We start from the raw sequence: 22,274 nt of genomic DNA, 5'->3' as shown, positions 1-22,274 counted from the left end.
TAAATAAATATACTCAACAGATTGTTTGAGTATATTTATTTATATGATGAGTTAATGCGCTTCCAGCCAGTTGTTCCCCACTCCTACTTCCACCAGCAAAGGAACCTGCGTTTCAATGGCGTTTTCCATTTCCATTTTAATGATATTTTTCGCCACTTCTACTTCTTCGATGGGAGCTTCAAACAACAATTCGTCGTGCACCTGGAGCAGCATTTTGGTCTGCAGCTTCTCTTTTTCCAGTTCTTTGTCAATTTTAATCATCGCCATTTTTACCACATCAGCTGCACTTCCCTGAATGGGAGCATTGACCGCATTTCTTTCAGCATGGGCTCTCACCACAAAATTTCCGGAATTGATGTCCTTTAAATGACGCTTTCTTCCTAAAATCGTTTCTACATAGCCAATTTCACGGGCTCTTTTCACTTGTTCCGCCATGTATTCTTTCAATTTCGGGTAAGTCTCATAATAGGCTTCGATCATTTGTTTGGCTTCCGATCTGGATAAACCGGTTTGTTCGGCTAGTGCAAAAGCACCTTGACCATACAGAATCCCGAAATTCACGGTTTTTGCCTGTCCACGCTGCGTTTTTGAAACTTCTTCCAAAGGAATATTAAACAGTTTCGCCGCGGTAGACGCATGAATATCTTCCCCATCCTGAAACGCTTTGATCATATTGTCTTCCCCGGAAATTTCAGCAATCAGCCGCAGCTCAATCTGGGAATAATCGGCAGAGATAATTTTTTTGCCTTCTCCTGAAACGAAAGCGCCCCGAATCTGCTGCCCTCTCAAAGTACGGATCGGAATATTCTGCAGATTGGGATTCACACTTGCCAAACGTCCTGTCGCTGCTGTCGTCTGAGAAAAGTTGGTATGAACACGGTTATCATCTTTATCAATCTGTGAAGGCAACGCATCTACATACGTAGATTTAAGTTTCTGATAGGTTCTGTATTCTAAAATATGCTGGATAATTTCGTGCTTTGAAGACAGCTTCTGCAAAACATCTTCTGAGGTGGCATATTGACCGGTTTTTGTTTTTTTGGCTTTCGGGTCAAGCTGCATTCTTTCAAATAAAATCTCACCGAGCTGTTTCGGTGAATTCATATTGAATTCTTCTCCTGAAATTTCAAAAATCTTCGCTTCCAGCTGTCTTAAATCATTTTCTAAATCAACACTTTCCTGGGCGAGCCATTCTTTATCCAGAGAAATCCCTTCCAGTTCCATTTTTGCCAGAACTTCCATAAGCGGCATTTCAATATTGTAGAATAAATCTTCGAGGTTTTCTTTTTTCAGTTGCGGCGCGAACAATTCGTACAGCTGAAACGTGACATCGGCATCTTCCGCAGCATAATCTGTCTGCGTTCTCAAATCGGCATCCCTGAAATTACCCTGATTTTTTCCTTTCTTACCAATGATCGTTTCTATAGAAACAGGTTTGTAATTAAGATACACCTCAGAAAGATAATCCATACCGTGTCTTCCGTCAGGATTCAGAAGGTAATGGGCGATCATGGTATCAAACATGGCGCCTTTTACCGTAATATTATATTGTTTAAGGATTTTATAATCGAATTTTAAATTGTGGGCAATTTTCAGAAGGTCTTCTTTTTCAAAAAACGGCCTGAAAATTTCAAGAGTCTGCAAAACTTCACCCTGATCTTCAGAAAGCGGAACATAATAAGCAAGCCCTTTTTTATAAGAAAAACTCATCCCTACCAATTCGGCTTCCATTTCGTTGAGAGACGTCGTTTCCGTATCAAAACAGACTGCTTTCTGCTGCAGAAGATTTCTGACTAATATTTTCTGCGCTTTAGGATTATCGACAAACTGATACAAATGATCATTTTCCGCAATGGTTTCTTTGGTAGAAGTTGCCTGGTCGAGCTCTTCAAAATTGGCAAAAAGATCGAGCTGTCCTACATTTCTTGCCACTTTTTGCTGCGGTGTTTCAGAGATAGAAATTTCGGTTTCGCTGATGGTGGTACCGTCTGATTCTACGACGGTGGTCTTTACAACGGCTATTTCTGCCGGCGCAAAGGCGCGGTAAAGGTTTTCGTACAATCTCCGGAATTCGATTTCGTCAAAAACTTCTTTTACCTTTTCAAAATCCGGAATATCCAGATCATATTGCTCCTGGTGAAATTCTATAGGAGCATCACAAATGATGGTGGCTAATTTTTTAGAAAGAATTCCGCGTTCGGCAGAAGCTTCCACTTTTTCTTTCAGCTTCCCTTTTAGTTGATCGGTATTGGCCAATAGATTCTCGATACTTCCGAACTCCTGAAGAAATTTCATGGCAGTTTTTTCTCCGACGCCTTCCAATCCGGGAATGTTGTCTACCGCATCGCCCATCATGGCTAGAAAATCAATCACCTGCTTCGGGTCTTGGATCTGATATTTTGCCTTTACCTCTTCCACGCCCAAAATCTCAACATCACTACCTTTCAAGCCCGGCTTGTAGATTTTAATTTTATCGGTAACCAGCTGTGCAAAGTCTTTATCCGGTGTTACCATGAAAGTGGTGTAACCTTCTTTTTCGGCTTTACAGGCAATCGTCCCGATGACATCATCGGCTTCATATCCCGGAACTCCCAAGTGCGGAATATGCATCGCATCTAAAATTCTCTGAATATACGGAATGGCAACTTTTATGGCTTCAGGCGTTTCACTCCGGTTGGCTTTATAAGCAGCAAAATCATTGGTTCTGATACTGGCTTCTCCCACATCAAAAACTACCGCCAAATGCGTAGGCCGTTCTCTTCTGATCAATTCGATTAAAGAATTGGTAAAACCGAAAATAGCCGAAGTATCTACACCGGCACTGGTCAGCCGCGGATTTCTGATTAACGCGTAATATCCCCTGAAAATCATCGCATATGCATCGATGAGAAATAACCTTTTATCTTGTGTTGCCTCCATGTTTTCTATAATGAACAAATATAAGAAAATAGGAATGTTTTTTTCCTGAAATGATAGGGCCGGAATAAAAATTTAAGAAAAAATTCAGAAAGCAATGTTTTAGTTTTTAACCGGGATCAGCTCAAGACGGTCTTTGTCAATGGTAAATGTGTAGGTTCCCGTAAATGTTTTTGGCTCTTTACAATCGCTGGACATATCTGCAGTCCCCTCACTTATTTCTACCTGGTTATCTTCGTAAACACTGTAAGTTCCTACCATTTGAAAACAGGTACTTCCCGAATAATATTTTTTATCTTCATTAAACTGAATATAATTAAACGTTGGTTGCTCCGATGGAAATTTGATGGTTTTTGCTCTGGTAAAAATGGCACTCCCGTTTTGTTTAATGTCTTCAACTTTCCAGGTTGTTTTTGCGAGTATATTGGTCTGTGCCTGTACGGAAATGAAAGAAATAGCAGAACAAAGAATTGTGAAAATAACTTTTTTCATGAGGTTATATTTTTTGATTTAGTAATAATTAAAAAATAGCACACGTTCTGTATGCTATTATAATCTAACTTTAAATGTGCTGTTGAAATGAGGGAGTTAGTTTATTTTCCAGGCCATATACCTTCATAGGCCGCGTTTCCGTAGTTTATTTTTTCTGCGCTTACGATAAAGCTGATCAGCATGCTGTTTTCATCTACTGCGTCGAAGTCTACTTCGTGCTGAATCACATATCCGTTTTCCCAGTTCAGGGTAATCAATGTACCTTCTTCATGAGACTTGTTGAATGTGATTTCACCGCTTGTCGGCTTATATTTCCCATTCAGCAGACTTTCCAGGATTTCAGATTTTTCTGTAGCTTCTATGGTCAGTTTAATGATTGCATTGGAAGGATCTGAAGCGACTCTTCCCGATACATCTGTAGATCTTGAAACGCTGTAATTCAGCTTTAATAATTTCTGACCTTCGCTTCCGTTGAATTTTAAGATTCCTCTTGAATTTGTTGCCATAATAGTGAATTTTTAACTGTTAATATGTTTGGTTTGGTGTTATTTATATCTCAAAGATAGAGCCATATACCACGTATAAAAAGTTTTTGTAGGCTTAATTGACATTTTGTAGTAATACTACGATTTTGTGTAGTAGTTCTACTACTTTCAGGCTAAGACATAAAAAATCCCTTATATATAAGGGATTTATGGCCATTTCAATAATTATTTTGCACCCATTTGAGAAATATCATATTCTTGGATATATTTTACGGTTGATTAAATGATTCAGCGTTATTTTTATTTACCTGCTTTATGGATCTTGAAAGTATTTTGTTTTTCTTCAGTAAAAAATCAGGCATAAGATCGGTGGGAAGATAAAAAACACTTTCGCCACTGCTCTGTAATGCTTCTTCAATTCCGGGATTCCAGACAAGAATCTGACGGATGTCTATATGAAGCTCATCAGCAATAATATTCAGATTAAAACCCGCATTGATCTCTGTCTCCGAAACATTGGCTACCGTTTTACTGCTTCCTGAACCTGTGACGAATACCGCATTCATCCGTGAATTGTTATAATTGCTCAACACGCTCGACAATTCTCCCGTTGCATAACACGCGTTGAGGTATTTTTTAACATGATTAATCGTTTCCTCCGGTAAATATTTTGAAAAGATATGATATTGAGAAGAGTTGGCAGACTGCATGGCTTTGGCAATATTCCCTTCGCCACAATTGTATGCAGCGACAACAGTGACCCAGTTGTTGTATTTTTTATACAAATTGGCCAGCGAAACTACTGCGGTCTGCGTACTTCTGTATAAATCTGAACGCCGTTCTTCAGTAAGGCCGTATTGATTGGCATGTGCTGTCATAAACTGCCAAACTCCTACAGCACCCGCATTGGAAGTGATGTTTCTGTCAAAATGAGATTCTATTAACGCTAAATTTCTCAGGTGTTTCGGAAGGCCTTTTTTTACGAGAGAATATTCTATAAAATCTACAATTTCCTGGTTTGAACTGATGATATTTTTATATTTTCTGACGCTGCTTTCTGAAGTGTCTGTTGCCGAAAGAAACTGTGCATCAAGAAACTGACTGAAGAGCAATACCCATACAAAACACACTATTTTTGTGATATTCGTTTTCATTTCTATGTTTTCATAAAATAAGAACATTTACAGTAAATGTTCTTATTTTTATTGATTCAATTATTCTACGTTCCAAGTAAGCTGTTCTTTTTCCTGATCCCAGTCTACACTGATGATTTGTCCGGATTTCACCTCTTCTCTCACGATCATTTTGGAAATTGGTCTTGCCAACTGTGCTCTGATCACTCCGGAAATCTGTCTCGCCCCATATTTACTGCTGAAGCCTCCCAAAGCAAGATTTTTAACCGCTTCATCTGTAATGGAAAGTGTAATTCCTAATCGTTGAAGCGATTTATGCAATGATTTTAACTGAATATTAAAGATTCGCTCCGCAATGGATTCTGTAATCGGTGCAAAAGGGATAATTTCTGTAATCCTGGCTAGGAATTCCGGCCTGAAACGCCCTGAATTTGACATGATCTGCATTAAAGCTTTCGATTCCGGAACGGTACCTTCTTCAAACTGCTTTACGATTTCTTCGCTTCCGATATTGGAGGTAAATAAAATCAAAGCATTGCTGAAATCGCCTTCTTTTCCTAATTTATCATGTACTTTCCCTTCATCCATAATCTGTAAAAAGACATCAAAAACCGAATGATGCGCTTTTTCAATTTCATCAAATAAAACAACTGTATAAGGTTGCTGACGAATTTTATTTACCAGCATTCCGCCTTCTTCATAGCCTACATATCCCGGAGGAGCACCATATAAGAGTGCCGCAGAATGTTCTTCTTTAAATTCTGACATATCAAAACGGACCATTGCTTTTTCGTCATTGAAAAGCAATTCTGCCATTGATTTTGCCAATTCGGTTTTCCCGGTTCCGGTAGGTCCTAAAAGGAAGAAAGAACCGATCGGTTGTCCGGGTTTATTTAATCCGCTGCGGTTTTCCACAATTGCATCTGCCAGAATTTTCAGTGCATGATCCTGGCCGACCACTCTTTTCAGAAGAAGCGATTCCATTCCGAGAAGTTTTTCTTTTTCCTGCGCCTGAATCTTACCGATCGGGATATTGGTTTTAGCCGCCATAACTGCAGCCAGTTCCAGCCTATCGACTTTTTCTCTTTTGATTGAGGCATGCTGCTGAAGTTCTGCAAAAGTATCGTCAATGATCTTTTGAATATGCTCAACAGGCATCGAATTGTCTATTTGCGGCTGCTCACTCAATGATCCCCATAAAATAGGACTGATTTTATCCCGCAATACATTATAATTCCAGATCAGTTCGTCTGCTTTATCTTTTTCCGTAAAATATTCATCTTTGAGAATGGTTTCGTACCCCTCTTTCCAACTTTCAAGCTCTTTTTCTGAAAGCTCGTCGAGCATTTTAATGGCTGCCATTGTTCTGTCTAGCAAATCGATGGCTGCATCGGGCAGTTTTTTACCTTTGGCATATCTTTTTGCCAGACGCACACACTCCGGAAGCGCCGTTTTTTCTACTTCAATGCCGTGATGTTTTTTATACCCTTCCAGAAGGACATCAATCATTTTCACACAAGTCTGGTCATCCGGTTCGTTGACCGTCAACACTTCAAAACGTCTGTTGAAAGCTTGTTCCGGCTCTATAATTTTTCTGTACTCTTCCTGTGTTGTGGCCCCGATTACGGTAATTTCGCCTCGTGCCAATTCAGGTTTCAGAATATTTCCGATGTTTCCGATGCTTCCTTTCGGGTCTAAAAGCGTGTGAATTTCATCAATAAATAAAATGGCTTTTTCTATTTTTTTGCATTCGTTGATTACTTTTTTCAGGCGGTCTTCAATTTCGCCTTTATAAGAAGTTCCAGCGAGCAAAGCTCCTGTGTCAAGCTCTAAAAGCGTTGCATTTTTAAGCATTTCAGGCACATTGCCTTTGGTAATTTCTGTCGCAAAACCTTCTACCAAAGCTGTTTTCCCTACTCCCGGCTCCCCGATGATAATGACATTGGGCTTGGTTCTGCGACAAAGAATTTCGACCAAAGTTCTGAGTTCTTTATCTCTTCCGATGATGTTTTCAATCTTGCCCTGTCTTGCCTGTTCAGTCCGGTCTACACAATAATTTTTGATGGAAGGGAATGATGCTTCTGAAAAATCTGAACCGTTATTTGAAAAAAGTGAAGAAAATTCTCCGTTTTCAGAAGTTGCAAACGGAGTGTCTTTTCGATACAGATTAAATATTTCGTGCTCTCTGAGCGGTAACGATTTGAGTTGCTGCAACGTAAATGCAACCTGTGGTTTTACAATAGCTGTTAAAATACAAATTGGAGTGATCTCATCAAGGCCTAATTTCAGACGGATATCATCGGCTTCTTCCAGAATCTGGTCTACCGATTCCCCGGTCTTTACTTCATCGGGAAGATGCGTGGTCTTAGGATAATCTTCAATCCGGACATCTGCCCATTCGTAAAAATAACCCGGATCTTTGTCTATATTTTTCAGAAAATCATTCAGCCCGATGTCTTTGTGCATTAAAGCCTGCAAAATGTGCGGACCATCATAGGTTGCATTGTAATTTTCTCTTGCGATAGACTGCGCTATATGGAAAAGCTGTTTGACTGTTTCGTTGGTTACAAGTACTCCCATGGATTATTTTATATTATTATTTTGGTGATTTTTGGTTAAACTAAAATAATGATTTTATTTTATGTAAGAGTACTTTTTACAAATAATCGTATTATGTAATGTTAACAGCAATATCCGTTGTAAAAGTTGTTAAATACTACTTTTCGGATATGATTTATTTAATTTCACTCACAGTTCCTGTTACAGCATCAATTTTATATACTTTTTCGTTTACCGGCTCCTCATCGTGCGTTCTCAGGTCTTTTACGACCTCCCAGAAGGGATTTTCGCCGTCCGCGTATTTCAGTTTATTCCAAACCATTTCTTTAGATTTTACACTCTTATCGTGAAACCAGATCGAAAGCCTGTGTTTAGCCGGGTTATTGATTTTGAATATGTTTTTTTCATCTAAAATCTGGAAAAGCCTATCTGGGTTTACTTTTACATTCTGGTATAACTTTTCGTTGTCGGTTTCATTAATTAACTTCCCGTTTTTATCGTATTCATATTCCATTCCCCATGGTGCGAAACCTTCAATATAACTGACAAGATTTTTGGTTCTCAGTTTTTTTACCACTCCGCTTTTGTAGTATTCTTTATACACTCCGAAAAAAGAGTTCTCGGGTTCTACATTTTCCGTATATCCTTCATCAAATAATGCCCGGATCCTGGTTCCTTCTTTTACGGTATCGGTTACCGAACCTGATACTATTTTTTCGCCGTCATATACCGTTTCCCGGTCTTTATCAAATTGAGCAATGTCAAAATTTGCAGTTTTCATGTTTTTATTCTTTAAATCATTCTTATCCTGACCGTTACAGCCTATCAGGAAAAAAGTGGTGATGATTATAATTAGTTTATTCATTATTTTACAGGTATTTTGTAACCGCTTAAATTATTCTGCAACAATTTCCATTGCCAATGGGTGGTAGATATTCTGTTGATATGGTTCCAGTGAGAATAATCCATCACATTATCCAAAACCGCTCTTTCAAACGTAAAACCGGAATCATTATCAAAAGTATGATACAATCCTATCGCATGCAAAATCTCGTGAACTGAACTTCCCATACTCGGATCGCTGGAAATTCTTCCCGGAAAAACAATGGCACTTTTCACATGGCCTACATCTTCCGCAATCCCATTGAGACCACCGGAAGCCGATCCAAAAACATATACTTTATAATAATTTTTGTATTTACTGTCTTTGGCGTGTATTTTTTCGTTCAGATATTTATGAAGCTCATGTGTTTTTACCTGACCTTTCTGTGTAAACCACCAGTTGAACCATGTAGAAGTGAAAAAACCTGTTAAGTCTAAACTGTCTTCTTCCGCTGTACTTTCAACATACGACTGCGCCAATACCTGTTTCAGTTTTATCTTTTCAGCGGCACTCACCGTTCCGGTTTGTACGGTACCATTGATTTTTGTGGTAATGGTGACGAAAACGGTTTTTATATTGTAACTGAAATTATTAGGCAACACATTCAGCTTTCCGCAAACCTGCTTATCGGCTAAAATAGTAATGCTTTTCTGGACGTTAAACACACCTTTGCATTTAATTTTTATCGGTATTGTTCTGCTGCCCTTACTTTTATCGTGAATCTCGTCATTTTTATAATCAATGATTTCAAAAACGGCTTTATCATACTCAAATTTCAATTCTTTGGGTGATTCGTCAATTTTAATTTTCAGGATTAAACTGGCCTCTTTATTTTTTCTGAGTGTCATTTTTGGCACATAATACATATAATCAGACTTTCCGGCATTTTTCTTAGCTTCCAGTAAAAGCTTTTCAAATGTGCTGCTTATTTTGGTGAATTCCGCAGCGCTTTTCTTAAAAACACCGTTATCGTAGATCTGCTGTAATTTTGTAGCATCGGCAGGATTTCTGTATTTTCCGACGTAATTTAAATACCAAACGTCTCCTGCGTATCCTGTATCCGCAACTTTGATCCAGTCGAACCCAAAAGACGGAGAATCTTTGTACTTCTGATCGGGCCTGAAATGAATGACACACTTTGCTTTTGTGGTAGGTGGAGGCGGTTTTGAAGCACTTCCGTAACTTACCCCTTTGCTTCCCCCTTTTTCTTCCACTCTTTCTGCAGCATTGAAGACAATATCTTTCTCAGAGTATAGATTGTAATCTTTCTCAATACTCTCGAATATTTTCCCTTTAACGATTCTGGTTCTCATACATCGTGGGATTAATAGTTTTTGCTTTTTTCTCCGCTATTATTCTGAACCTCATTCTGTGCATGCTTATTGATCGAAGCATTCGAATTGGTTTCGATACCCTGATCCGCATTAATGACGGTTTTTCCCTGTTTTACCTCACTTGTTACATCTCCATCGATCATTTCGGTCAGTTTCCCCGTGATATACATACTGGTATCGCCCAAAACGGAAGTCATTTTCATTGCACCCACGCTTTGAGTATGGTTTAGACTGATGGTATCAGATTTATTCATCCCGACATTGGTTGTCATATTCTGTCCTACATTGATATCTAAATTTGCACCGGCATTGAAGGTCATGTTGTTGGGAGCTGTTACGGTAATATTTCCTTTTCCGTCCATGAGATAGGTATTTCCGCTTGGGTCAATGATGTTTACACTGCCTTCTGCATCATTCATGAGTATCCTGATTCCGCTTCTGGTCTGGATTGATTTTAAATGATTATTCATTCCTCCGCCTAAACCGACCAATCCATGAAACATTCCGCCCATCACAAAAGGACGATCCGGATGGCTGTGTACAAAATTCACCATGACCTGATCTCCCACTTCAGGAATTGCCACATACCCTCTATTCTGCGTAATCTGATCTGTGCCTCCCGCATCGGGACTCATCATTCTTATAAAATGGGTGGTGTCATTGGTCTGCCAGTCGAATCGAACCTGTACCCTTCCTTGTCCTTCAGGATCGGCATTAGAAATCACGGTTGCCAACTGAGGTTCAGCTTTGGGAACCGTAAAATCCGGGGTAGGAAGAAAGCCCGTATCAGAAGCAATTCCTTCGAAGCTTCCTTTATAATGACCAATGGTATCAATCTCATGAACGGTCTCCGTCACCATAATTCTGGTAAAGTAAGAGGTTTCATTAGTATCCGGTTTCCGCATTTCTACATCAACGCTGCAACCGGGATGCAAAAACGGAACGGTAGTAGAACCGGATAAACTGAAAACATTTACCGCTTCGCTTCCTGCCGTGCTTTTTTGAGAATATTCTACATCAAGATGAGTAGTTGCCTTAATCGGAGCGACTCTTAACGAAGGTGTTTTATAGATGGTTTCGTTATGCTTATATGCAGTTTTTGCCAGATCTCCCACATGCTGAATAGGAGTTGCACCGGAGGTAAGCTTCTCATGTTTGCTGCTGTTGTAGCCATAAAACTGAGGTTTGGTATGAACTGCTTTTAATTCTACTTTAATATCATTTGCGCTGCTTCCGTAAGTAAGCTTAATAGGCTGATTTTGCGGGGGAAGTTTTCCGAAGTGTAAGACTTCGCCATCGTAATAGAATTGTTCACCGTACGCCTCTGCCATTCTTGCAAGATAATTGTAATGCGTCTCATCATACTGGCTGCTGTAAATGATCTGAGAGTAATCATTGGTATCGATCCTGATATCAAAACGGCTCTTATCAAGACCCTGACTGATGACTTCTTCCGCAATGATCCCCATATTCACCGGCTGGCTGCCCCCGAAACTCTGTACATGGGGTGCGCCGTCCAGCAAAACAGTCGGGCTGTATCCTGATAACACGATATTTCCCAAACTCATCTTTTCCTGGCTGAATCCCACTCCGGTAATGACTCCGACAAAAGTACGTTCGGGACTTTTATCAATATCTTTATATGAAATAACAGCCGTTAATCTTTTTCCTAAAAACGTATTGGCTTCTTCGAGTGTATGTGTTTGTCTGTCGCCTAATGTATCGTGAGCCAGCGTAAGGGTAAACTCGTGATGGCGCTGTGCACTTTGCTTCAAGGTAAAATGTTTGTAATAGCTGATTACTTTACCTTCGATAACCAAAGATAGTTTTACCAGACGGTTGATCCCCGTATGATGGCTATCTGAAACGCCTTCCGCGTTTTGCGACGGACGAAAACCAGAACTCCGTGTTTGTTCAGATGTTATAGACATAATTTTGTGATTGTGTGGTGATCTAAAGTTATTAAATTTTATTCAATCAATCGCCTTAATCATAAAGCTTTATGATAATTTTATCATCAATAATTCTGAATTTTAATTATTCATTATAATAAATGATAAAGAATACAATGCTGTTTGCAAACCGTTTGAATTTATTGAAGATCAATTGCCTCAATTTTTTTAGCTGTAAGGCGCTTCAAAGGCAAAAAAGACCGTCTTTCACGGACAGTCTTTTTGTATCTTGTTCTTTTTCATAAGCGAAAATTCTAGCTAGACGGCCAAAGTCCTTCGTATGCTGCATTTCCGTAGTTGATTTTTTCTGCACTTACGACAAAGCTGATCAGCATAGAATTGTCATCTACTGCGTCAAAGTCTACTTCGTGCTGAATGACATATCCGTTTTCCCAGTTCAGGGTAATCAATGTACCTTCTTCATGAGATTTGTTGAATGTGATTTCACCGCTTGTCGGTTTGTACTTCCCGTTGAGTAAACTTTCAAGGATGTCAGATTTTTCTGTTGCCTCGATTGTTAATTTGATAATAGCGTTAGAAGGGTCTGAAGCCACACGTCCTGATACGTCTGTGGATCTTGATACGCTGTAATTCAGCTTTAATAATTTCTGACCTTCGCTTCCGTTGAATTTTAAGATTCCTCTTGAATTTGCTGCCATGATCTGTGAATTTTAAATGTTAATATTTTGTGATCGTAATTTCTATATCAAAGATAATAACTCAGGAATCAACAATCAATCCAATTACCATATTTCTTTAATTTTGTAGTAATTCTACGATTTTGTGTCGTAATTCTACGATTTTCAAACAACATAAATAATTATTAAAACAGATATTATAATAATTCATCTATCATAAGATCCGTCGAATACTGAATATCATATTCTGAGTAGCCGTAATACACGTTTATATTTTTAATCATCCCAGATTGGGCATCAACCGAATATTTCCCGCTGTATACTGCATCTCTTTTAAATTCTGAAGACAGTGTCTGGATCAGCGTAATTTCATCATCATCACCAGAAGATTCGGCTTCCTGTATCATATTTACCATCAGTTTCTGATCTTCCAGAAAAAGGTCGAAAAAAGATTTTCCGTTTTTAAAGGGATTTCTGATAGGAGCAAAATAGGCTTTTATAAACCAGTCTGATTTCATTTTTTTATTAAACAAATCATAATTTTTAACCACAAATTCAAATTCATCAATATACATTCGGGCATACTGATCCGGAAAACGGTCATATAATTCTTCTTTAATATCCTCAAAACGATCAGACACTTCTTTCGTTATATTGATTCTAAGAAGCTCGCCTTTTGCATTGAGCCTTATTTCCAGAGGATTCAAAGATTCTATGCAGCCTATTGCAAGATCGCCTACTTTCGTCTCGAGCCGGTTAGAAAAACTGTGTTTCGAATAATGAAAAACATGCTCGTTGTATTCATTTCTGATCCACTGCAATGAGGCAGTATAAGAAACGAAAGAGTTTTTCATGTCATCCTCACTTTTCGCAGATTCTGTAATGCTGATGCGGTAATTTTTATGGCTCCCTTCGGGTTTAAAACCGATAACAGGATTTCTCTCCAGGCTTTTAAAGGGCGCGTCATTTTTGGCATTGTAATTCTGAATAGCCGAAATATCCGGCAACAGCAGCTTTTTCCCTGAAATAAGGTCATCATCAATATAATCTTCCCTTCCGCAAAACCGATTGTGATATTCTTTAAGATAAACAGGATTTTCTAGATTGATTTCCTTTGCAATACTTTTTAAGGTATCTCCCGGTAGAATAAAATGAACCATCATAAAGGTAATGTTCTTTGAATTTAGGATAACTGAATCAATTTATTTTATTTTCAAATGAATCAATAGGCTTTTTTAGTGACACATTTAGCCTTCTTTTCCGCTTCAATCAGTGTATTGAAAACCTCATCGGAATCTTGCTGAAGAGTAAGGTGAGGATTAAACTCACAAACTTTTACCGTTTCATTTTTCTGCTGCCATGAGCTTATTTCGTGAACCACTTTATTCACCATAAAATGGCTGTTTTCATAATTCACAAAATAGGTATATTTATCTGTTCCCTGCGGGAAATTAGTTTCAATGGTAAATCCGTTCCCGTTTTTCATGATCTTAGAAACCTGATTTCCTCCGTCCTGAGAGAAATTAGTTGATTGCAATTGTTCAGAATATCCATTACGATTTGATAAAAAGACGACCAAACGGTCTCCCATGTTTCGTTTGCTGCTAAAGATTTGATCCTCTTTTCCGTCACCATTAATATCAAATGTAAAGGAGGTAAATTCATTATTTTGGGCATATTCATCAATACCTGAATTATTTTTTTCGGAAATATTATTTTTTTGATCCAGCCGGCTGTAAAAATCAGTCAGTGAATAGGTTTGAGGTTTATTTCCTTTATTATAATCAATAATCAGCCATGCATTTTTTTGCGCCTTTTTATCAAATACAAACTGTTCATCTTTGAAATTGATATTCTGAAATTTGACCGGCACTAATCTTTCTTTAACCCGGGATGAGATTTTTGAAATATAAAAATTGCTGTCGTCTGCGGCAGTGTAGAAATTCTCTTCCCCCATAGACTTTTTAAGGGAATTGATTTCTTTCTCGTCCGGGGAAACCAGATAAATTCCTGAGGTCGCAATCACTGTATCATTAGGAATCTTGTCTTCTGTAAAAGGAGCTGCTGAAGCTTTTACAGCATGCTCCTTACAGGAAACATTAAGAATGAAAAGTAAAAATACTCCTGAAAAAATATGATGGATGTGTTTCATTACTGGTTTATTTCAATATGGTACGCTCCGTTTTCATCGAGTAATTTATGAAGCTCTGTTCTGCGCTGCATTTCGGTTTTAAAATCATTCGGATTGGTGAGTCTTTGGATAGATACATCGAATGTATTCATCACGGTGGGATCAGCCAAATGTTTGGATACCGAAGAGGGACCAAGCTCATTAATTTTAGCCTCCATCTCCTGGATAATCTGCGCTTGTGTTTTATGTGCATTCTGTCCTGCTGTGTATACGTCAATCACCTGATCACCCGCGTTCGCATAAATTCCTTTTTGCTCAGCAGCTCCGGTTCTTGCGATATTTCCATACATAATTCTTGCCTGTTCGGCAGGAGTTCTGGCGGTACTTGTGATATAAATATCATTGTTTTTAGACGCCGCACCTACTTCCTCAAGAATGGTTCTGGTTCTCTGGGAAATACCTGACTCTACCGCGGTATCTCCCACAAAATGAATGGTTACCGAACTGTTTCCTCCGGAAGCTCCTCCAGCATTGGCACAATCTGCAGGATAATTAAAGATTTTCTTAATTTCTTTCAAATAATCTCTCCTTTCCTGTCTTCCGTTTCCGCCGCCGTTCACGAGCCAGCTTATAGTATCGATGTAATCTTTATCGGCAAGCAGATTCATATTAATAGTGGCATACGAAACTGTGCCATTGGTAATCTGTGTTTTCGGAAACTGTTTTCCCGTAGAATTATCATGCTGACTGTAAGAGGTGTTTGGAACTGTCCAGGTAGATCCTGCGCTCAGAACTTTACCCTGTGTCCAGAACCATCCTGCGGAATCTACGGCGAGATCTAGCTCCTGCGCAACCCGAAGCGGACTTGCTACCACATCTTCTCCTGAATATCCTTTGTATTTAGAATAATTGTTTTTCCAGGTAAGCTGCATCAAGCCTTTTCCTTTGTACTTTTCACCATCTCCCGCGACAGTATTTCCGTTGTTGACCGCATCATCGTGATGGCCTGGATCATATTTAACGCCGTTTGCATATTCTAACGTCGTCTGGAATTTATCGGTTTCATGGTATACCTGCGTCAGAAAATGGATTTTACGGATACAGGTATTAATTTCAAACTCTTTAAATTTCTCATTCAGTTTAGCCAGGAAACTTGCATTGGTTTTATCGGTTAAAGGACAGTTATCCGCATAAAAAACACCGGTTTTATTGGCTACACCTTCTGATTCCCTTAATTTTCTGAGAATAGATTCAAATTCGGTTAAGGTAATATCCCGGTTGCAGAAACAGTTTTTCCCAATAATGAAATATGCACCTTCAGATTTTAAGAATTCTTTATCGTGCTGCTTTTCTCCCTGTGCTTTTGCTTGAATAAAGAGCAGTTCTTTTTCTTTTTTATACAGCTTAAATTTGACCGTCTCGTCTTTCTGATAATTTTTTATCTCGAGTGCTTTAATAATGTCATCTACGTAGGCCGTTTTTCCATCCGCAATTTTCGGGTTGGCTGCATTTCCCGCTTTAGCATTTCTGAGTATGGTTTCGGCAACTGTTTTTTTGCTGTTTTCATCAGTAATGTTATTCGCTCCTCCGAATTTATAAGTGTACTCGCCGTCTTCTTTTCCTTTGCTTAATTTTTCTTTCCATTTTTTAAGATCATCATCCGATTTTGGTCTTAGATGAATAGGAACTTTTGCCAATCCGTTTTCGATGGTCGCTATAAATTGTGATTTTTCAGTTCCCGGAACTTCTCCCGAAGTGGAGGTTTGCTCCATTTGAGCCTCTGTGATTTCCAAAATCGGTAAAACGGCTCCTGCAGAGCCTTTAATCAAGCCGTCTTTTTCTTTGATGATTAATGTCGCCTGCTTTCCGTTAAGACCTGAAGTTCTTGCGACCAGATACAGTTTTGCTTCCAGAGGAGCACTGTTCACTTTTTTAAATTCCGGACCTAATTTGAACGTCTGGAAAGTTACTTTTTTATGATCTGCCGTATCTTTACCGTATTCATTTGCTGTAAGCGACTGAATAATGGCTTCTTTTGTCGTGTATTTTTTATTGTTTTTTAAAACATCCTGAACCTTGCCTAAAATGGTATTGGCTACCGTTTCTTTCTGAGCTGCCGTTCCGGTTTGATTGCCAGATTTTCTTCCTCCGAAAGTATATTCGTGGGTTCCGTCTGCTTCGCCGGTCTGCTTTGTATATTCCTTTTTTGCAAAGTAAGCATCCAGAATATCTTCCGCCCCGGAATCATTAACCGTTGTTACTGTTTTTCCTCCAGCGGGCTGATTGGCCGGTTTTTGTTCAGGTTTTATGGTTCCTTTAGATTCTGCCCAGTCCCAAAGTTCTCTCAGGTAATCTGTTACCGTATCTACAATTCCTTTTTCTTCTTTTTTAGACTCAGGCTTTGAAGCGGCAGGCGAACCTTGTGCTCTTGGCGGAACATTATTTACAGCCGGCTGCGGTGAAGATGGAGCTGCAGATGGTCTGTTTGCAGGAGTATTTTGAGGAGCAGGATGATTTGCTGCTGAAGGATTCTGAACATTTACGTTATCACTTGCATGTTTTCTGTTCTGATAATATTCTACTGTTACGTAGAATTCAAGCTGTTTCGGATCAGATTCTCCCTGCATTGCCTTCTGCATCATTGCTCTGGAAAGCACAAATTCTACGGTGGCCTGTCCGTTTGATCCTACGGTAGCCTGTTTGCTCTCAATGACTAGATTATTTGCGTTGTGACCGTCTCCGGCAGCATCATCTTCCCAAAGCGTAAACGTTAATTTTTCTCCTGTAAGATGTACACATTGGGCATTGGCTCTTAGTTTTTCCGTATAACTGAATGTTGTTCCCGGCGAATCGTCAACATACCGCAATTCCACTTTATTGATGACCGGCACAGCAGTGGGTTGAGGTGTAATATCTATGGTACTTGAGCCGCTTCCTTCGGGATCATACCGATAAGCTTCCAAACGATAGGTATGTTTTTGCGCCACTTCTCCGAAAGTAAAATTTCCGGAACCTGTTTTTCTGATATTGGTGGTGGTAAAGCTTCCATTTGAGCGCTTTTTAAATAATTCCCAGGTTACAGCTGCAGGATTTCGCTCACTTTGCGGTGTGGCAGAATACCAGTCTGTTATGGTGTATAAGGTTTCTTCTCCTACTTTCGGCGCAGGATTTCCTGATATTTTTGAAACTCCTTTTTTTGTTGACATCACAGAAATTGTTTAAGGGTTAATAAGCGTCTAATTCGCTTTCCATTATGGTTTCCTGAAAGTCATTCATATCAACAAGCGGATTGATGTTGCGGATTTTTTTTGGATCTGCTTTTTTTACATTCTGTTTGCTGATTTCACCACGCTGACCGTGGTCTTTGATCGTGATTTTTCCACCTACAACACACTGAAGCTCAGAAACTTCGGTAACGCAACTTTTGCCCATGATTTTTATCTTCTCATAGGTTTTTTGCCATTTACCGGCAGGAGCATACGAACATGGAAGATATCCTCCTGATGAAGGTTTTAATTTGCATTGTCCAAAACTGGGACCGGGAGGAGTAAACTGCAAATCATCTTCTGTAACAGCAAGATAATCTGCACTGCCATCTGAATCATTCCAGTAATGTTTCTGATGGGTCGTAACTTTGTGCTGCGGAAACTGGTTCCCTTGATTGCACTGACACTTCCCTTTCTGAACGACAAGATGCTTGCCGTCATGAGATGACGATTGATCTGACATATTTGTGATGTTTGGTACTCAAAGATAGGAAAAAAGTAACTTACCATAAAAAAAACGGAGATTAAATTTTCCGTTTTTTTTATGGTAAGTAATTAATGTTGAGTATACTCCGGTTCTTCTACCGGAAGCATGGTCGGCATAAAATATTCATTCAGCCAGTAAAATTCCTGCCCGTTCTGTTTTATTTTTACTGCAGGATTGTTTCTGTGGGTAAGCATTCTTTCTGCCAAATCTTTGTAATGTCGGAAATACGTATGCACCGTTTCGGCAGTAATAATTTTAGATTTTTTCCAGCCTTTAAGCTTATAATTTGACATCAGTTCTTCTTCAGAATTATCAAAACCCGTACTGATTCCTACAGCATATGCCATCGGCTGCTCGTATAAATCGCTTTTATCTAAAAATTTCAGGGTTGGATTGTATTTTTTAAGAAGCTTAATATATTCTTTAACTGCTCTTGCCTGATTAAAATCTGTTCTCGCAGCACCTGTATTATCATATACTTCAGTATAAAATGCTTTAAGATTGTCATATTCTGTTTCTGAAATCAGGATCCCTTTTTCAAGCCCTGGTTTAAAATCTTTCAATTCTTTAGGAATGTATCCTTTCACCAAAAACGGGTTTCCATAATTAATCAGCTGTGCTGCGATGCCTGCAGGAACAGGATTTGTAAGTCCCGGATACAGATATTTATATTTAACATCAACATCAGTTCTTCCTGCGCCTACCGAAGAGTGAAAATAATCATTCAATGACTGATCGATACTCGTATTATCTAGTGTTACCTGAGAAATTAAGCTGTCAACCGATTTTTTTAAGAATCCCGGTGTAGTAATATCGCCTTTTTTAGGAAAAATTACAAATCCCTGAGACATGCTTTGCTTTGGAAAATCCAGTGAGTAAAATCCGGCATCGCCTTCCACAAGGCTAAAATTATTTTTTGTTAATACATCATTCTGATTGATGATTTTTTGTTTCTTGAGCTCGGCAACATTTTTTGCAGTATTGGTCACTACATTTTCTGCCATCAAGACAAAATCATTGTAGGTATCTGAAGATCTTGCACTGGTTTGAAACATGATCACTCTAGCCTGTGCCTGTGTAAGTGAATTGATCACACCATACATATTCCCGTCTCTGTTTGCCGATGTCCCAATAGTAATGACGATGTTGGTTTCATCCGGAACTTCGGAGAGCATATTTCCGGCAGCCATTAAACCTTCGTTGACAGGCTGGTTTCCTCCTGTACTCTGGCAATTCATCTCATTGACTTTCTGATCAATAAAGGTGGTGATTTTGCTGTAATCTGTACTCAACGGTGATGGCGCAACATTTTCTCCGCACGGATTGTTTTTATAAAGCACTACTCCGTATTTTATAGTATTAAAGTAAGAAGGCTTTTCAAAACGAAGCTGCAAATCCTGCAAAAGTGATTTTACAATCGGTGCATACGGTGCGTTTGGAGCACTTACATCGAGAACAAAAACGATATTGGCTTTTTTATTTTTTTCTGTAATCTCACGGTAACGATCAAAGTAAATAGGCTCTCCTAAAACGTTATACACATAATTTTTACTGTAATCTAAAATATTGGTGAAGTATTTTGTTTTAGAATCCGGGGTTGCAGGCTCATTTAAAGGCAGATTTACCGGGAAGATATTTTCCAGAGGCGTTCTTTTGTCGGTGTCTGTAAGAAGCACTGCTATTCTGTTTTCGGCATCTGTGCCGCCCGGAGAACCTTCATGAATTCCCAGAGAAGTTTCTTTAACACCGGTTGTGTTTTTCATTTTAACGGCGGAACGTTCTCCCCATGCTGAAATGACGTTGGAACTTACCCAGCCGTACAAACCGGAATTGATACTGTCCATATCAATTGTTGGCTTTCTACCCACCAAAAATCGTTTGTTATTTTCTGCCTGTTTATAGACATACACCATCTGTCCGTTGGGAATTTTGACATCGGCCGCTTCGATCAGGCTTGGAGAATTAAACACCATGATCGAATCATTTTTATAATATCTCTCTGCGCTTCTTACGACATCACTGTTACTCGGCACTACGGCTACCTTTACAGGATATCCTGTCTTCTCGCTTTTTAAAGCGCTGCTCCATAAAAGAAGATCAGATTCCGGAATCCAGCCGTAGGTTTTTATAGATTTTGAAGATACTTTTTTCATTAAAGCATCAGGAATATATTCGGCTACTTTAACCATTCCGTCTCTGCTTTTTAAGACCATTAAAGGTTCTAAAAATTTAACTTCTTTGTACGATTTTTCATCACTTTTATCTAAATAAGCCGTATTTCTGGATCTGTCTGAAATCGCAATCCACGGAACTGATTTTTTAGGAAAACCATCCACAACAGATGCGTTATCAATCTGCCCGTACTGTTTTGGTTCAGGCGTTTTTTTTGAAGGCAGCCTTACCTGACAGCTTGTAAGCAGTACCGATAAACCTATGTAATATGCCGCGAGAGGAAATTTGTTTTTCATCTTAATTTTCTTTATGATTGGTAATATTCCAGGTAAACCGGATGTGATTATTTACTTTGGTTAATGTCTACTTTGGTGACACAGTTCTGTGCATCGTCAAAATTTAGTTTCACAGTCTGAATCACATTGTTTTTATCAAACTGAAGACCTGCACAATACAGATAGAAATTATTTACTTTGCTGTCACTTACCTGTACGATGGTATTTTCATTGTTACACAGATATTTACCGAGCAGATAATTGTAATGGGTATTAAAACTGTTTCCGTTGGCAATTTGCTGCAGGTGATATTTAAAATCATTATCCATCTTTTCGTATGCATCGTCTACACTCACCTCTTCATCATCTAAGGCGTCGTAAGCCGGAAGGATTTTTATGTTGTGAATGATGGGTTCTGCGTCTTTATCCGTATATAGGGTAATGGTATAATTTCCGGGTTTTTTATAGGAATAAATGGCCAGTTTATCTTTAGAATCTATATTTCCGGACTCCCCGAATCTCCATGTAAACTGATTGGCATCAGAAATAGCCCTGAACTGTACGTTTTCGTACTGCATCGCCTGAGTCTGGGCATCAATGGTAGTAATGGAAACAATACTGTCTTTCGGTTTAGGGAGACCTCTCGCCGAAACCAGGATCGGGAAAGATTTCGAGTATTTATTATCAATGATTAAAGTTACGTTATAATATCCCGGTTTGTTGTAGAAATGATATCCTTTGTCTTTATCTGAAGTCGTGCCATCTCCGAAATCCCATTTTTTGAATTTTGCAAACTGGGTTTTGTCCCCGAAGTTCAGGGTATCTCCTACCGAAAGAGAAGCGGGATATACCACTCCTACAATATCATCTGCGGAATGGATCACTTTTTTCTGAAGCCACAATACGACCAAAGCGGCAATGAGCAGAGTGGCAATGACACCGATAATGATGTTTTTTTTGTTTTTTTCAAAATAGTTCATAGTTAATTTTTGTGGTGTGTGGTGCGGCTGAATTGCATTTACCTTAATTTTAATGCATTCTCGCGCTGTATCAGATTTTGTTTTTTCTCTTTGAAGCCGATGGAGCAGTCTTCAAACTGTTTTTCGAAGTTTTTTATATTTTCCGTGATTTTAGAGATCCGTTTTTTGTCATCAAAATACATTTTATAAAACTGGGCGATCTGTGGATATGCCTGTTTTCTCAAATCATTGACATTCGCATTTTCAAAAGAATTCTGAATATCATTAATGCCATATTTGATTTCGTTTTCTTCAAAAGGCTGTGGCACTTCCTCGGTAAGCTTGGTAATTTTGGTAAACGTAGAATCTAATAACTTCTGAACCACCTTCTGCTGATTGTCGAATTTTGATTTCTGCTCAAGCGTCTGAAGAGAAGTCACATCTGCCGAAGAAAATGGAGATTCAAACCCTTTGAGGAAAATAATACTCAAAAGTACAATAGCTGCAATAAGCATCAATATCAGGTAAACAAACTGATAATGCTTTTCTTTTCTGGATAATGTAATTTGTCCCTGCATAAATTTTACTTTTA

General features: G+C 38.8%; 16 protein-coding genes. All 16 read right to left on the bottom strand.

Features of this window, described 5'->3' with window-relative positions:
- Positions 1-51 precede the first annotated feature (51 nt).
- Positions 52-2,919, bottom strand: a complete 2,868-nt coding sequence (gene polA, locus N0B16_RS01310) for a DNA polymerase I (RefSeq protein WP_262988917.1) — start codon at positions 2,917-2,919, stop codon at positions 52-54.
- Between the two features lie 99 nt (positions 2,920-3,018).
- Positions 3,019-3,408, bottom strand: a complete 390-nt coding sequence (locus tag N0B16_RS01305; RefSeq protein WP_262988916.1) for an META domain-containing protein — start codon at positions 3,406-3,408, stop codon at positions 3,019-3,021.
- Positions 3,409-3,509: 101 nt separating this feature from the next.
- Positions 3,510-3,914, bottom strand: a complete 405-nt coding sequence (gene tssD / locus N0B16_RS01300; RefSeq protein ID WP_262988915.1) for a type VI secretion system tube protein TssD — start codon at positions 3,912-3,914, stop codon at positions 3,510-3,512.
- A 248-nt stretch (positions 3,915-4,162) separates the two neighbouring features.
- A complete protein-coding gene (locus tag N0B16_RS01295; protein WP_262988914.1) occupies positions 4,163-5,047 on the bottom strand; it encodes a lytic transglycosylase domain-containing protein in 885 nt (294 codons plus the stop codon).
- A 60-nt stretch (positions 5,048-5,107) separates the two neighbouring features.
- Complete coding sequence (locus tag N0B16_RS01290; RefSeq protein ID WP_262988913.1) at positions 5,108-7,606, bottom strand: ATP-dependent Clp protease ATP-binding subunit; 2,499 nt, start codon at positions 7,604-7,606, stop codon at positions 5,108-5,110.
- Positions 7,607-7,760: 154 nt separating this feature from the next.
- Positions 7,761-8,450 (bottom strand): hypothetical protein, encoded by a 690-nt coding sequence (locus tag N0B16_RS01285; protein WP_262988912.1) that lies wholly within the window; start codon positions 8,448-8,450, stop codon positions 7,761-7,763.
- Entirely contained in the window at positions 8,450-9,781 is a 1,332-nt protein-coding gene (locus N0B16_RS01280; RefSeq protein WP_262988911.1) for a zinc metalloprotease, read from the bottom strand. Before N0B16_RS01280 ends, N0B16_RS01285 begins: the two co-directional genes overlap by 1 nt.
- Positions 9,782-9,792: 11 nt before the next feature.
- Entirely contained in the window at positions 9,793-11,733 is a 1,941-nt protein-coding gene (locus N0B16_RS01275) for a type VI secretion system Vgr family protein (protein ID WP_262988910.1), read from the bottom strand.
- Positions 11,734-12,008: 275 nt separating this feature from the next.
- Positions 12,009-12,413 carry a type VI secretion system tube protein TssD gene (gene tssD, locus N0B16_RS01270; protein ID WP_262988909.1) on the bottom strand — a complete coding sequence of 135 codons (405 nt, stop codon included), beginning with the start codon at positions 12,411-12,413 and terminating at the stop codon, positions 12,009-12,011.
- A 176-nt stretch (positions 12,414-12,589) separates the two neighbouring features.
- Complete coding sequence (locus tag N0B16_RS01265) at positions 12,590-13,555, bottom strand: hypothetical protein (protein WP_262988908.1); 966 nt, start codon at positions 13,553-13,555, stop codon at positions 12,590-12,592.
- A gap of 59 nt (positions 13,556-13,614) precedes the next feature.
- Complete coding sequence (locus N0B16_RS01260; RefSeq protein WP_262988907.1) at positions 13,615-14,544, bottom strand: hypothetical protein; 930 nt, start codon at positions 14,542-14,544, stop codon at positions 13,615-13,617.
- Positions 14,544-17,729 (bottom strand): glycoside hydrolase family 19 protein, encoded by a 3,186-nt coding sequence (locus N0B16_RS01255; protein ID WP_262988906.1) that lies wholly within the window; start codon positions 17,727-17,729, stop codon positions 14,544-14,546. Before N0B16_RS01255 ends, N0B16_RS01260 begins: the two co-directional genes overlap by 1 nt.
- A 19-nt stretch (positions 17,730-17,748) precedes the next feature.
- Positions 17,749-18,252 carry a DUF4280 domain-containing protein gene (locus N0B16_RS01250; RefSeq protein ID WP_262988905.1) on the bottom strand — a complete coding sequence of 168 codons (504 nt, stop codon included), beginning with the start codon at positions 18,250-18,252 and terminating at the stop codon, positions 17,749-17,751.
- Between the two features lie 92 nt (positions 18,253-18,344).
- Complete coding sequence (tssR, locus tag N0B16_RS01245; protein WP_262988904.1) at positions 18,345-20,744, bottom strand: type VI secretion system protein TssR domain-containing protein; 2,400 nt, start codon at positions 20,742-20,744, stop codon at positions 18,345-18,347.
- 47 nt (positions 20,745-20,791) lie between these two features.
- The gene (locus tag N0B16_RS01240) at positions 20,792-21,703 is read right to left on the bottom strand and encodes a PKD domain-containing protein (RefSeq protein WP_262988903.1); all 912 of its coding nucleotides are present in this window, start codon (positions 21,701-21,703) and stop codon (positions 20,792-20,794) included.
- A gap of 38 nt (positions 21,704-21,741) precedes the next feature.
- Positions 21,742-22,260 carry a type VI secretion system transmembrane protein TssO gene (locus tag N0B16_RS01235; protein ID WP_262988902.1) on the bottom strand — a complete coding sequence of 173 codons (519 nt, stop codon included), beginning with the start codon at positions 22,258-22,260 and terminating at the stop codon, positions 21,742-21,744.
- Positions 22,261-22,274: the final 14 nt, after the last annotated feature.

Origin of the sequence: Chryseobacterium gilvum (assembly GCF_025628965.1) — a bacterium.
Classification (GTDB): Bacteria; Bacteroidota; Bacteroidia; order Flavobacteriales; family Weeksellaceae; genus Chryseobacterium; species Chryseobacterium gilvum.
This window is presented reverse-complemented; position numbering and strand designations above follow the sequence as displayed.

Coding starts and splice junctions, on each gene's coding strand:
- N0B16_RS01235 (WP_262988902.1), bottom strand. CDS start 22,260: ATGCAGGGACAAATTACATTATCCAGAAAAGAAAAGCATTATCAGTTT.
- N0B16_RS01290 (WP_262988913.1), bottom strand. CDS start 7,606: ATGGGAGTACTTGTAACCAACGAAACAGTCAAACAGCTTTTCCATATA.
- N0B16_RS01260 (WP_262988907.1), bottom strand. CDS start 14,544: ATGAAACACATCCATCATATTTTTTCAGGAGTATTTTTACTTTTCATT.
- N0B16_RS01240 (WP_262988903.1), bottom strand. CDS start 21,703: ATGAACTATTTTGAAAAAAACAAAAAAAACATCATTATCGGTGTCATT.
- N0B16_RS01295 (WP_262988914.1), bottom strand. CDS start 5,047: ATGAAAACGAATATCACAAAAATAGTGTGTTTTGTATGGGTATTGCTC.
- tssD (WP_262988915.1), bottom strand. CDS start 3,914: ATGGCAACAAATTCAAGAGGAATCTTAAAATTCAACGGAAGCGAAGGT.
- N0B16_RS01250 (WP_262988905.1), bottom strand. CDS start 18,252: ATGTCAGATCAATCGTCATCTCATGACGGCAAGCATCTTGTCGTTCAG.
- N0B16_RS01285 (WP_262988912.1), bottom strand. CDS start 8,450: ATGAATAAACTAATTATAATCATCACCACTTTTTTCCTGATAGGCTGT.
- N0B16_RS01265 (WP_262988908.1), bottom strand. CDS start 13,555: ATGATGGTTCATTTTATTCTACCGGGAGATACCTTAAAAAGTATTGCA.
- tssD (WP_262988909.1), bottom strand. CDS start 12,413: ATGGCAGCAAATTCAAGAGGAATCTTAAAATTCAACGGAAGCGAAGGT.
- N0B16_RS01275 (WP_262988910.1), bottom strand. CDS start 11,733: ATGTCTATAACATCTGAACAAACACGGAGTTCTGGTTTTCGTCCGTCG.
- tssR (WP_262988904.1), bottom strand. CDS start 20,744: ATGAAAAACAAATTTCCTCTCGCGGCATATTACATAGGTTTATCGGTA.
- N0B16_RS01255 (WP_262988906.1), bottom strand. CDS start 17,729: ATGTCAACAAAAAAAGGAGTTTCAAAAATATCAGGAAATCCTGCGCCG.
- N0B16_RS01280 (WP_262988911.1), bottom strand. CDS start 9,781: ATGAGAACCAGAATCGTTAAAGGGAAAATATTCGAGAGTATTGAGAAA.
- polA (WP_262988917.1), bottom strand. CDS start 2,919: ATGGAGGCAACACAAGATAAAAGGTTATTTCTCATCGATGCATATGCG.
- N0B16_RS01305 (WP_262988916.1), bottom strand. CDS start 3,408: ATGAAAAAAGTTATTTTCACAATTCTTTGTTCTGCTATTTCTTTCATT.